This window comes from Burkholderia stagnalis, assembly GCF_039848545.1.
Taxonomy (GTDB): domain Bacteria; phylum Pseudomonadota; class Gammaproteobacteria; order Burkholderiales; family Burkholderiaceae; genus Burkholderia; species Burkholderia stagnalis.
Genome location: NZ_CP156685.1, coordinates 1,878,385 through 1,890,839, shown reverse-complemented (window position 1 = coordinate 1,890,839; position 12,455 = coordinate 1,878,385). Strand labels below are relative to the sequence as shown.

Sequence of the window (12,455 nt, the reverse complement as noted above, 5' to 3'; positions counted from 1 at the left end):
GTGTTGCTTGCTGTATTGCGTGGTCGCCGCCGCGACGCGGCAGGCGACGCAGCGGGTTCAGGCGTCGATCAGGTCGTCGAGCCGGAAACGCGCGATCCGGTAGATCTGGTCGAGGCTCGCGCGCAGCTCCTCGGTGCGCGTGTGGTTCACGCGCGACTCGAAGTTCGCGATGATGCCGTGCCGGTCGTAGCCGCGCACCGCTAGGATGAACGGGAACCCGAACTTCTCGCGATAGGTGCGGTTCAGCGTCTGCAGCCTGTCGAACTCTTCCTGCGTGCACTGCGCGAGGCCCGCGCCGCTCTGCTCGCGCGTCGATTCCTCCGTCAGTTCGCCACGCACCGCGGCCTTGCCCGCGAGCTCCGGGTGCGCGTTGATCAGCGCGAGCTGGCGCACTTCGCCGGCCGTCTCCACGGCGCCCGACATCGTCTGGTGCAGCGCGTCGATGCTCGCGTACGGCCGTGCGCCCGCGGCCGCCTCGGCAACCCACGGCGAGTGTTCGAAGATCCCGGACAGCGCCGCGACGAATGCGCCCGGCGCCATCGTGTTCAGTTGCTCCAACGTGTAACGCATCGCCTTCATGCTTTCCCTTGGTTCCGAAGATTGGGCTGATACGGATGATGTTCGCGCCAGTGACGCGCGATATCGACACGCCGCGTCACCCATACGCGATCGTGCTGCTCGATGTGGTCGAGGAACTTCTGCAGCGCGCGGAACCGGCCCGGCCGGCCGAGCAGCCGGCAGTGCATGCCGATCGACAGCATCTTCGGCGCTTCGTCGCCCTCCTCGTACAGCACGTCGAACGCGTCGCGCAGGTAGTGGAAGAAGTGATCCGCGGTGTTGAAGCCCTGCGGCGTCGCGAAGCGCATGTCGTTGGTGTCGAGCGTATACGGCACGATCAGCTGCGGCGTCGTGCCGCCGCCCGACACTTCGACGTCCATCCAGAACGGCAGGTCGTCGCCGTAGTTGTCGGAGTCGTACAGGAAGCCGCCGTATTCAGCGACGAGCCGGTGCGTGTTCGGGCTGTCGCGCCCGGTGTACCAGCCGAGCGGCCGCTCGCCCGTCACGCGCTCGATCGCTTCCATGCCGAGCCGCATGTGCTCGGCCTCGAGCTCCGGCGTCATGGCCTGGTAGTGGATCCAGCGCCAGCCGTGGCACGCGATTTCATGGCCCAGCTCGACGAACGCGCGCGCGAGCTCCGGATGCCGCTCGATCGCCATGCCGACGCCGAACACGGTGAGCGGCAGCCCGCGCTTCTCGAACTCGCGCAGGATGCGCCACACGCCGGCCCGCGACCCGTATTCGTAGATCGACTCCATGCTCATGTGGCGATCCGGATACGCGGCCGCGCCGACGATTTCCGACAGGAACTGCTCGGAACCGGGGTCGCCGTGCAGCACGCAGTTCTCGCCGCCCTCTTCGTAGTTCAGCACGAACTGCACGGCGACGCGCGCCCGCCCGGGCCAGTTCGCCTGCACCGGATGGCGGCCGTAGCCGATCAGATCGCGTGGATAGTTGGAATCGAGTGACATGGTTCGATGTGCGACGAATACCTGCTGAATTATTGGGTATCGATCGGCCCCGCCGAGGGGCCGCCGCGCTCGCACCGGCCTTGCGGCGCCCCCGCCGGAGCCGATGCGATTGACGGCCCAGTGTAGCGAAAACGCCCATACGCGCCCATACAGCGGCGCAGATAGTGCGTGTCAGACGGTGTGTATGTGCGGGTGCGGCAAGCCGGCCGCGGCGGCCTGCGGCGCGTCTGCGCCCGGCCGGCCGTGCGCCGGGCCCGGTGCGGCCGCGTCGGGGCTGAAACGCGCGAATTCGCCGTCGTAGCGCTTCGGCAGCGGCCGCGCATAGTCGCCGCGCTTCGCGGTCGCGAGCCGCAGCGCGACGAGCGCCTCCGCCCATTTGAGCGCCGCGGTCACGCCCTCGACCACCGGCGCGCCGATCTCCCGCTCGATCTCGTGCGCGAATTCGGCCATCCCTGCACAGCCGAGCACGATCGCGTCGGCGCCGTCCTCGTCGAGCGCGCGCCGGCATTCGTCGACGATGATCCGGCGCGCGGCCGAGCCCGGGCGGTCGAGCTCGAGCACCGCGACGTCGGTCGCGCGCACGTTGCGGCAGAATCGCTTCATCCCGTAGCGCTCGGCGAGGTGCCACGCCATCCCGCAGGTGCGCGCGAGCGTCGTGACGACCGAGAAGCCGGGCGCGAGCACGCTCGCCGCATGCATCGCCGCCTCGGCGATGCCGATCACGGGCCCGCGCGCGAGCTCGCGCGCCGCATACAGCCCCGGATCGCCGAAGCACGCGATCACGTACGCATCGAAGCCGTCGCGCTCGCCCTGCGCGATCTCGGCGAGCAGCCCGGGCGTCGCGAGCGCCTCGTCGTAATGGCCCTCGATCGACGGCGGGCCCATCGGCGGGCTGACCGCCACCACCGTGGTGCCGCCGGCCGCGACCTCGCGCGCGCAGCGGCCCATCGCGTCGGTCATCCGCTGCGTCGTGTTCGGATTGATCAGCTTGATCTTCATCGCGCGCGCCTCAGGCCTTCGGTTGCGCGAGCAGCCGGTAGAACACGAAGCCGAGCGCCGCGCCGATGAACCACGAGAAGTTCGCGACGCCCTGCCAGCCCGGCATCATCACGCAGACGATCGCGATCACCGCGGCCGGCAGCAGCGCGGCGAGCGCGCGGCGGTTCACGCCGCCCGTGTACCAGTACGCGCCGCGCTCGGACATCGTGTACAGGTCGTCGCGCACGAGCCTGCCGCGCTTGACGAGATAGAAGTCGGCGATCAGCACGCCGTAAAGCGGGCCGATGAACGCGCCGAGCACGTCGAGCGTGTAATGGATCACGGCCGGGTTGTTGAACAGGTTCCACGGCGTGATGAAGATCGACGCGACCGCCGCGAGCATCCCGCCCGCGCGCCAGCTGATGAGCCGCGGCGCGACGTTCGAGAAGTCGAACGCGGGCGACACGAAGTTCGCGACGATGTTGATGCCGATCGTCGCGATCGTGAAGGTCAGCGCACCGAGGATCACCGCGGTCGGATGGTCGATGCGGCCGACCGTCTCGACCGGGTCGGTGATCAGCTCGCCGAACACCGGCAGCGTCGCGGCGGTCGTGATCACCGTGACGAGCGAGAACGCGAGGAAGTTGACCGGCAGGCCCCAGAAGTTGCCGCGCTTCACGTCGCCGAAGCTGCGGCAATAACGCGAGAAGTCGCCGAAGTTCAGCATCGGCCCCGAGAAGTACGACACGACGAGCGAAATGGCCGTGATCATCACCGGGATCACTTCGGCGCCGTGATACTTGACGCCGCCGAGGTTGATGCCGATGTTGCGCCAGCCCGCGCGCCACACCATGTAGCCCGCGAGGATGAACATCACGACATAGACGGCCGGGCCCGCGAAGTCGATGAATTTCTTGATCGTCTCCATCCCGTTCCAGAATACGAACGCCTGCAGCACCCACAGCAGCATGAAGCCCACCCAGCCGACGGCCGACAGGCCGAGCAAGCCGTAGCGGTGCACGTCCGCGTACGGCAGCCATTGCGGGAAGAACTTCAGCACGACGATCACCAGCGCGCTCGACGCGAGATAGGTCTGGATGCCGTACCACGCGATCGCGATCAGCCCGCGGATCACGGCCGGCACGTTCGCGCCGAGCACGCCGAAGGTCGCGCGGCACGCGACCGGATACGGCACGCCGATCTGCTGGCTCGGCCGCGCGATCAGGTTGCACAGCGCGTTGACGAGGCCGATGCCGACGATCAGCGCGATCAGCACCTGCCAGCTCGTCAGCCCGAGCGCGAACAGGCTGCCCGCGAACACGTAGCCGCCGACGCTGTGCACGTCCGACATCCAGAACGCGAAGATGTTGTACGCGCCCCAGGTCTGATTCTTCAGGGGTGCCAAATCTTCGTTGTACAGACGCTCGCTGAACCCGCCCGGCAACGGCGGATCACTGCCCTCGCCGCCGCTTTCCGCCGGATATGCGCTGTCGTGCGCGACACTGAACTGAGCCATGACTTCTCCTTGACCGCGGCCGGGCGGCCGCTCCATCGTCATCGAAATCGCCCCGGGGTCGTCGTCCGGGGTCGGACCTGCGGCCGCGGCGTGGGCCGCGGCCGGCATTGCTTCAGCTCAGGTGGCGCGCAAGCAGGGTTCCGTCGCCGCTTACGCGGCGCCGCCGAACACTTCGCGCAAATCGACCGCCCCGGTTGCGGGCCGGTCCAGCATTCTCAATTCGACGTGCTGCAGGTGGTGCGCCATCAGCTCGGCCGCGCGCTTCGCGTCCCCCGCTTCCAGCGCGACCAGGATCTCGCCGTGGTCGTCGAACGAACACGGGCTGCGCCCGTGCGACTCGTACAGCGCCGACATCAGCGTCGAGCGCGCGACGAGGCCGTCCAGACACGCACAGAGCGTCGCGTTGCCCATCAGCGCGGCAAGCGCCGTATGGAACTCGCCCGACAGGCGGATCCACGCGGGGAAATCGCGCCGCTCGAACGCCTTGCGCTCCTTGTCGATCAGCGCCGCGACGCCCTTCAGGCGTTTCGCGCCCGGCCCCGTCGCCAGCCGCTCGACGACGGCCAGCTCGATGATCCTGCGCATCTCGAACACCTCGTGCACGTCCTGCAGCGTGGGGCTCGCGACGAACGCGCCGCGGTTCGGCTCGAGATCGACCAGCCGGTCGGTCGCGAGCAGCGCGAGCGCCTGCCGGATCGTCCCGCGCTTGACGCCGAATACTTCGCACAACTGCGCCTCGGTCAGCTTCGCGCCGGGCGCGAGCCGATGCTCGAGGATCGCCGTCCGGATCCTCTCGGCGATCGCTTCGGGTCCGGGCGCGCCGGACGGGGCGGATTCGGGTTCGTTCATGATCTGCATCGCGTGATGGTCCTCATCGTAGGACGGACATAAAGATTGTCAACAATTCATTTCGAAGATTCCGCACAATCGGTGCGCATCGCGGCGACCTGATCTGGTGCATCATGCGCGAAATCCATGCACGGCAAGCCTCTTCCGCCCACCAGAGGCCGATCTCTAGGCATACCCTTCTGGTTATTTTGTTGACAAAAATGGTGCGAACCGAGGCAACGATCTTGTTGAGGCCGACGAAAATTTTCGACCGTTAGTTGCGCATTTACTTAAAGAAAAAGGCGGAAACCCGCCTTTTCGATCGTGTGCACCGCCTTCAACCGAGATGCGGATAGTCCGACAGCGTGAGCCGGAAGCCGTGCGCATTCGCGACGAGCTGCGCGTGCGCGCCGAACGGCAGCGTCACCAGGTCCGGCACATGGCCGAACTGCAGCCCCGTGACGACCGGAATGCCGATCACCGCGCGCACCTGGTCGATCATCGCCTGCATGTCGTAGCCGTTGTCGTATTCGAACGACCGCGCGCCGGTCAGCTGGCCGATCACGAGCGCCTGCTGGCGCGCGAGCAGCCCGGACAGGTGCAGCTGGTAGATCATCCGCTCGATCCGGAACGGCTGCTCGTTGACGTCCTCGATGAACAGGATGCCGCCTTCGATGTCCGGCATGTAGGGTGTGCCGACCAGCGACGTAAGAATCGCGAGGTTGCCGCCCCACAGCGTGCCGGACACGTCGACGCTCTGCACCTGCGGCGCTTCCGCGACGATCGTCGTGGACGGCTGCGCGATCGTCCGCCAGAAGTGGCTCATCGTGAATTCGCTGGGCGTCTCCGCGCCGAAGTCGGCCGACAGCATCGGGCCGCCGAAGGTCTTGATGCGCGCCTTCGCATAGAGCGCGAGCTGGATCGCGGTGAAGTCGCTGTGGCCCACCAGCGCGATCGGCTGGTCGCGCAGCCGGCGCTCGAGCCCGCGATAGTCGAGCCCGTGCAGGATGCGCGCGGCGCCGTAGCCGCCGCGCACCGCGAGCCCGATGTCGGGCAGCGGCCGCGCGGGATCCGCGAGCCGGTTCAGGTCCCCTGCCCGCTCGCCGTCAGTGCCGCCGAAACGCTGGTAGCGGCGCTGCGTCGCCTCGATGTTGTCGATGCGGTGCCGCGCGCCGCTCAGCCGCTCGAGCGCCCGATTGATCGCATCGGGGTCGTGCGGATAGCCGGAAGGCGCCAGCAGGCGGATGGAATAGGACGCGGCGGACGGGAGGGACATGGGCGGAACGTGTCGGTGATCAAACCAGCTTAGAGGGTCCGAACCGCCCGCGGTTCACCGGCGGGCCGAACGGCTTCGGGTGCGCCGCATCCCGCGTGTCACGTGCCGGACGCCGGGTCGCGGGCGAGACGGGCCTCGCGCAGCGCGCGGCGGCGCTCGGCGAAGAACGACTTCAGCGCGGCGCCGCACTCGTCGGCCAGCACGCCGCCGAGTACCTCGGTGTGATGATTGAGCTGAGGATTCGCGAACGCGTCGATCACGCTGCCGCACGCGCCCGTCTTCGGATCGGTGGCGCCGAATACGACGCGTGCGATCCGCGCATGCATGATCGCGCCGGCGCACATCAGGCACGGCTCGAGCGTCACGTACAGCTCGCAGCCGGGCATCCGGTAATTCTGCAGTTGCTGGGCCGCCATGCGCAGCGCGGCCATTTCGGCATGGGCGGACGGGTCGTGCCCGCCGATCGGGTGATTGAAGCCGCGCGCGATCACCTCGTCGCCGCGCACCAGCACCGCGCCCACCGGCACTTCGCCGGCAGCGCGCGCCTCTTCGGCGGCAGCCTGCGCGAGACGCATGAAATGCGCGTCGCGCGCCGACACCGGCGCGGCGGCTGGTACGGGATTATCGGTCGTGGATTCGGCAGGCGCGCCCGGCAGCACGTCGGACGTCACATCGGCCCCGCTTCGGCGGGCCCGTCGTCGAGCCCGCGCTCGCACAGGCGTTCGGCGATGCGGCGGCAATATTCGCGGGGCACGGTCATCGGGCCGCCGCGCAGCGATTCGAGCGCCATGTCGAGCGCCAGCATCTTCGCCTGCAGCCGGCAGCGCGTGGCGCGGTCGCTGACCGCGCGCAGCTCGTCCTGCAGGTTGCGCAGCGCGCGCAGTTGCTCGACGGCCGGGGGCACGAAGCCCGCATTCTTCAGGATACGGTTGGCCACCCGCACCTCCTCGGGCACGAGCAGGTCGTCGTCCAGCGTTTGCGGCGCGCCGGTACCCGGCAATTCGTCGAACTCGCCCCGCGCGGCGGCGGCGGCAATACGTTGTTCGACCAGGGCGTCAAGCAATCTCATCGGGTCAATCGAAACAATGCGGCAGCCGAATTCTAGCAGGGTGACGCGCATATGACAGGCACTTCGAACGAATGCTCGACATTCCCGTGAAGGCAGAATGACGGCGCAATCGATTGCGCACTGTTCGCCCCCCGTTTTATGACGGCGCGGGACACGCGGCAACGCTTGATCGCGCCACATCGGGACGCGTTGCCGGGCCGGGCTCCCGACAAGCGGCGTGGCGACCGGTGCCTCTCCGGTCGCCACGCCGTGCACGGGCCGCCGGTCAGTTGCCTCCGCCGTAGAACCGGTTGAGCCGCTCGAACTCACCCGACTTCTGCGCGCGCCAGAGTTCCTGCCTGACCTGCGCACGCGTGAGCCCGGCCGGCCCGCCCGACTGCGTTCCGGCAGCGGGCATGCCGCCCACGGCCGTCGCGCCGATCGCGGCGTCGGACGGCGTCATCGACGACGCCGGTGCACTTCCCTCCTGTGCGAGCGCGGTCCCCACCGCACCCAGCATGCAGACAGCGCCGAGCGCCGCCTTGTACGTGGTCTTCATCGTGGCACCTCACATGAAGCAGCACTGCGATACATTCGACGCGGGCGGCACGGTTGCCCCACCGCCCGTTCGCCTCGACGCGTGTTCCGTGCGCTGCGTACGGGCACGTTGCCTGCGCCGCCAGCCCGACCACGCGGGCGCGGGCCCGACACACCGGCCGTCGGCCGGCTCGCACGCCGGAGGCCGCATCGATCAGCCGTGGCATTTCCCCTATGAATTCCCCCGGGCCTGCGCATCGTCATGCGCGACATCGCACTGCGGCCGTATCGCACGTTGGCTCTCGTTTCGTTCGTGCATCGCGCCGCATCGCGAATCCGATACGCCCGCCGCACGCACGACCGGCGGACGGCGGGAATGCGGCCATGATAGAGATCGCCCGCCCGTTTGACGCCCCCTTGAAAGGGGGTAACTGCGCGATTTGTCATGTTGTCCGCCTAAGCTCAACAGATCGCGCGAAACGCGCGAACGGCCCGCGTCGCGATGCAGTCGCGCGCGAATCCGTCGCACGCCCGGGGGACGTCGTCATGTCTGACAAGCACGTCGCGCTCGCAGGTCACATTCGGCGGCTGTGTTCGCTGGGCGTCGATCCGCGCCTCGTCATTCCTCATGTGATTGAAGCGGCACGGCAGATCGTCGGCGCCGACTGGGGCATGTTCCTCTTTGCAGACGAGCACCACGCGCTGAGCGACGTGTACAGCCAGAACGACACGGTCTACTCGGTGCTGCCCGCGTACTTCTCGAACGCCCGCGACACGGCGCAGCAGGACGTGCTCGGCGTCACGTTCTCCGACGCGATGCGGCGCGGGCGCGGCTTCGGCAACAGCGCGCACTACGACGATGCGCTGCTCGCGAGCGCGATGTATGCGGACCTGTGGCAGCCGGTGTCGATGCGCCACTGCCTCGAGCTGACCGCGACCGACGGCGCGCGCGGCTGGGGCAGCCTGCAGTTGTCCCGCGCGCCGGGCAGTCGTCCGTTCTCCGAAAAGAATCACCGGGATCTCGAGCCGTTCGCGCGGCATCTCGCGCATGCGTTGTCGCGCCCCGTGCGGCCGCCGCTGCACGAGGCGGAAAGCAGCCTGTCCGCGATCGTGGTCGTCGACGACGCCGGCCGGTTCCTGTTGCACAACACCGACAGCGTCCGGATGCTGGCGCTCGCGGCCGACCAGCCGCTCGCGTTCGCCCGGCAAGACCGGCTGCAGGACTGGCTCGCACCGCTGCTGTCGAACGTCGACCGGATCTGGCGCGGCCACCCCGCGCCGCCCGCCATGCTCGAACGCCGCACCGCCGCGGGCCGCTTCCGCTTCAAGGCCTATCGCTTCGCCAATGCCGACGCGATGCAGCGCGAGTTCGCGATCGTGATCTACATCGAGCACTTTCCGCCGCTCGAACTCGAGATCGAGCGGCTCGGCTTCCGGCTCGGCCTCACCGAACGCCAGCGCGAGCTGTGCACGCAGCTCGTGCTCGGCCGCTCGCACAGCGAAATCGCCCGCGGTCTCGCGCTGCGCGACAGCACGGTCGTCGATCACGTCCGCAAGATCTATCGCAAGCTCGACGTCCACAATCACGACGAGCTGCGCAATCTTTTTCGAGCCGGCACGCAGGGGTAGCGTAATGCGGCGTGCCGCGCCGTTTCCGCGTTCGCGCGAAGTCGCGAAATTAGGTATGTATTCCTGATGAGGCTTTCGACGACGACGCACGCTCGTCACGCCGCCGCCGGCATCGACCGGTCGCGAGGAAACGGCCGGAAGGTCAGCGCAATCAGGAACGCGCCGACACCGATGGCGAAGGAGCCGACATACAGCCACCCATAGCTGCCGAGCGCGTCGAAGATCAGGCCGCCCGCAACCGGCCCCGCCGCCATGCCGAGGCTGCCGGCCATCGCGCTGCCGCCGATCACCGTGCCCATCATCCGCAGCGGAAAGTTCTCGCGCGCGATGACCGAATACAGCGGCATCACGCCCGCATAGACGAAACCGAACAGCGTCGCGACCGCATAGAAGCCGCCGAGGCCGCGCACGAAGCAATACGCGAACGCGCCGAGCGCCTGGATCAGCAGGCCCGCGACCAGCATGCGCTTTGCGCCGATGCGATCGCCGAGCACGCCGAACACGACGCGGCCGCCCATGCCGGCCAGCCCTTCGACGCTGTAGATCGAGACCGCCGCGAGCAGCGGTATGCCGCAGCTCACCGCATAGCTGACCGTGTGGAAGATCGGCCCCGAATGCGTCGCACAACAGAAGAAGTTGGTCAGCACGAGGATCGCGAACTGCGGCGAGCGCAGCGCCTGCCCGACCGACATCGTGGCCTGCGGCGCGCTCGCCTGCAATGCGGCGCCCTGCCCGCCGTCGAGTGCCGGCGCGCGGCGGATCAGGAACGCCGCCGGGATCATCGACATCGCCGCGAGCGCGGCGATGATCAGCATCGACGTTCGCCAGTCGTGCGTCGACACGAGCCACGCGGCGAGCGGCGACATGGTCATCGGCGCGATGCCCATGCCGGCCGATACGAGCGACACGGCAAGGCTGCGGTGCGTGTCGAACCAGCCCGTCACGCACGCCATCACCGGCGCGAAAATGGCCGCCGCCCCGCTGCCGGCGAGCACGCCGAAGATCAGCTGGAACGCGGCCAGAGACGTCGCGCGGCTGGCGAGCGCGAGACTCGCGGCCAGCAGCACCGCGCCCGACACGACGACGCGGCGCGGCCCCACGCGGTCCGACAGGCTGCCCCACGCGATGCTCGCGAATGCCAGCGCGAGGAAGCCGATCGTCATCGCACCCGAGATGCCGGTCACCGACCATCCGGTGTCGCGCGCGATCGGGCGCAGGAACACGGGCAGCGAGAACATCGCGCCGATCGCGATGCAGCCCAGCAGGCCGCCCGCGGCGACGATCACCCAACGGTAACGGGAATCTGGCATGGATGCCTCCTTGTCTCCGTAATCGGACCCGGTCCTCAAAGATGTTCGGACGCGCCGGCTTGCGTCGATACCACTACGACGGGCGGCACGGTCGTCAATCGACAGGCGTCGTGGCTTTATTTTCCGCCGCCGACGGAAGATGTCGCAGGAACGTTTCCAGACAGAATCCTCAATCGGGATTCGCTAGAATGCCCGGTTCGACGAATCGCGCACCCAGAGGATCTCGCGTTGAAACTCCCGTACGAATGGCAGGTCGGCTTGCGCTATACCCGCGCCGGCAAGCGCTCGACCGGCAACGGCTTCATCTCGTTCATCGCGGCCGTGTCGATGGCCGGCATCGCGCTCGGCGTGGCCGCGCTGATCATCGTGCTGTCCGTGATGAATGGCTTTCGCAGCGAAGTGCGCGACCGCATGCTGTCGGTGCTCGCGCACGTCGAGATCTTCTCGCCGACCGGCACCATGCCCGACTGGGCGCGCACCGCCGAGGAAGCGCTGCGCAACCCGTCGGTCAAGGCTGCGGCGCCCTACGTCGAGGCCCAGGCGCTGCTCACGAACAGCGGCAAGGTCACCGGCGTCGCGCTGCGCGGCATCGATCCGCGGCTCGAGCCGCGCGTCTCCGACATCGCGAAGGACATGAAGAGCGGGCGCCTCGACGCGCTCGTGCCGGGCGAGCTCGGGATCGTGCTCGGCTCCGCGCTCGCCGCGAACCTTCAGGTGCAGGTGGGCGACCGGCTGACGTTCTTCGCCCCCGGCGGCTCGGCGCAGATGCGCAACCTGCTGCCGCAGTTCAAGCAGTTCAAGGTGGTCGGCACCTTCGAATCCGGGCATTACCAGTACGACAGCGCACTCGCGTTCATCCACATCGGCGACGCGCAGACGCTGTTCCATTTCGCCGCGCCGACCGGCGTACGGCTGCGGGTCGACGACATGGAGCGCGCGCCCGAGATCGCGCTGCAGCTGTCGCGCTCGCTGTCCGGCGATCTCTATATCCGCGACTGGACCCAGCAGAACAAGACGTGGTTCATTGCCGAGCAGCTGCAAAAGCGGATGCTGTTCGTGATCCTGCTGCTGATCATCGCGGTGGCGGCGTTCAATCTCGTGTCGTCGCTGGTGATGACGGTGACCAACAAGCAGGCCGACATCGCGATCCTGCGCACGCTCGGCGCACAGCCTGGCTCGATCACGAAGATCTTCATGATCCAGGGCATGACGATCGGCCTCGTCGGCACGTTGTCGGGCGTCGCGCTCGGCTGTGCGGTCGCGTGGAGCATCCCGTGGCTGCTGCCCGCGATCGAGCACACGCTCGGCATCCAGTTCCTGACGCCGTCGGTCTACTTCCTCAGCGAGCTGCCGTCGAAGCTCATGCTGGCCGACGTGATCGAAGTCGGCGTGGTGGCGTTCCTGATGTCGTCGCTCGCGACGCTTTATCCGAGCTGGCGCGGCGCGCGGGTGCGGCCGGCGGAGGCGTTGCGCTACGAGTGAGGGGCGCGGGGGCGCGCCTGCTCGATTGTCAATCACCCATTGGGGCCTTGGGCGGACGGCGGCTGCGCTCGGTCAAGCGGCGCGTATAAGCCCTTGACAATACCCAGCCATCGTGTCATCCGAAAGGAAACCGTGGTCGCGCAGATGGTCATCGACATTGGAGACCCGTACATTGAAGGCCGCGCGACGATACCGTTGCACAGCATCGGCTCGCGCCTTCGCCCATGTTGTGTCAGTGCGCCAACCCGTTCAGGATAACGGCCGCCCGGATTATTTCGAAAATTGCAAAGACTGGGCATCTCGAGACGACTTGTGTAAGTGC

12 protein-coding genes are annotated in these 12,455 nt (G+C 67.9%); 2 read left to right on the top strand and 10 right to left on the bottom strand.

Annotation, left to right across the window (positions count from 1 at the left end):
- Nucleotides 1-57 precede the first annotated feature (57 nt).
- From uraD to ABFO07_RS08855, 9 genes are all read right to left on the bottom strand, one after another.
- Nucleotides 58-579 carry a 2-oxo-4-hydroxy-4-carboxy-5-ureidoimidazoline decarboxylase gene (gene uraD / locus ABFO07_RS08895; protein WP_059565576.1) on the bottom strand — a complete coding sequence of 174 codons (522 nt, stop codon included), beginning with the start codon at nucleotides 577-579 and terminating at the stop codon, nucleotides 58-60.
- Entirely contained in the window at nucleotides 576-1,529 is a 954-nt protein-coding gene (gene puuE / locus ABFO07_RS08890; RefSeq protein ID WP_059565577.1) for an allantoinase PuuE, read from the bottom strand. The genes uraD and puuE overlap by 4 nt, the downstream gene beginning before the upstream one ends.
- A 171-nt stretch (nucleotides 1,530-1,700) precedes the next feature.
- Entirely contained in the window at nucleotides 1,701-2,528 is an 828-nt protein-coding gene (locus tag ABFO07_RS08885; protein ID WP_124480116.1) for an aspartate/glutamate racemase family protein, read from the bottom strand.
- 10 nt (nucleotides 2,529-2,538) lie between these two features.
- Nucleotides 2,539-4,023, bottom strand: coding sequence for an NCS1 family nucleobase:cation symporter-1 (locus tag ABFO07_RS08880; protein WP_347466931.1), 1,485 nt, complete (start codon nucleotides 4,021-4,023; stop codon nucleotides 2,539-2,541).
- Between the two features lie 150 nt (nucleotides 4,024-4,173).
- Nucleotides 4,174-4,881: a GntR family transcriptional regulator gene (locus tag ABFO07_RS08875; RefSeq protein WP_059565581.1), complete on the bottom strand. Its 708-nt coding sequence runs from the start codon at nucleotides 4,879-4,881 to the stop codon at nucleotides 4,174-4,176.
- 307 nt (nucleotides 4,882-5,188) lie between these two features.
- Nucleotides 5,189-6,127, bottom strand: a complete 939-nt coding sequence (gene ldcA, locus ABFO07_RS08870) for a muramoyltetrapeptide carboxypeptidase (RefSeq protein ID WP_059885156.1) — start codon at nucleotides 6,125-6,127, stop codon at nucleotides 5,189-5,191.
- A gap of 98 nt (nucleotides 6,128-6,225) precedes the next feature.
- Nucleotides 6,226-6,798: a tRNA adenosine(34) deaminase TadA gene (gene tadA / locus ABFO07_RS08865; RefSeq protein WP_059809576.1), complete on the bottom strand. Its 573-nt coding sequence runs from the start codon at nucleotides 6,796-6,798 to the stop codon at nucleotides 6,226-6,228.
- Nucleotides 6,795-7,196: a DnaJ family domain-containing protein gene (locus tag ABFO07_RS08860; RefSeq protein WP_026044634.1), complete on the bottom strand. Its 402-nt coding sequence runs from the start codon at nucleotides 7,194-7,196 to the stop codon at nucleotides 6,795-6,797. Before ABFO07_RS08860 ends, tadA begins: the two co-directional genes overlap by 4 nt.
- Nucleotides 7,197-7,461: 265 nt before the next feature.
- Nucleotides 7,462-7,734 carry a DUF4148 domain-containing protein gene (locus ABFO07_RS08855; RefSeq protein WP_059809578.1) on the bottom strand — a complete coding sequence of 91 codons (273 nt, stop codon included), beginning with the start codon at nucleotides 7,732-7,734 and terminating at the stop codon, nucleotides 7,462-7,464.
- A 524-nt stretch (nucleotides 7,735-8,258) separates the two neighbouring features.
- Between ABFO07_RS08855 and ABFO07_RS08850 the strand changes: the two genes are divergently transcribed.
- Entirely contained in the window at nucleotides 8,259-9,341 is a 1,083-nt protein-coding gene (locus ABFO07_RS08850; RefSeq protein ID WP_059809580.1) for a helix-turn-helix transcriptional regulator, read from the top strand.
- A gap of 95 nt (nucleotides 9,342-9,436) precedes the next feature.
- On the opposite strand, the gene ABFO07_RS08845 is transcribed toward ABFO07_RS08850, so the two are convergent.
- A complete protein-coding gene (locus tag ABFO07_RS08845; RefSeq protein ID WP_347466927.1) occupies nucleotides 9,437-10,651 on the bottom strand; it encodes an MFS transporter in 1,215 nt (404 codons plus the stop codon).
- Between the two features lie 228 nt (nucleotides 10,652-10,879).
- Between ABFO07_RS08845 and ABFO07_RS08840 the strand changes: the two genes are divergently transcribed.
- Nucleotides 10,880-12,133, top strand: a complete 1,254-nt coding sequence (locus tag ABFO07_RS08840) for a lipoprotein-releasing ABC transporter permease subunit (protein ID WP_059565587.1) — start codon at nucleotides 10,880-10,882, stop codon at nucleotides 12,131-12,133.
- The last annotated feature ends 322 nt before the right edge of the window (nucleotides 12,134-12,455 follow it).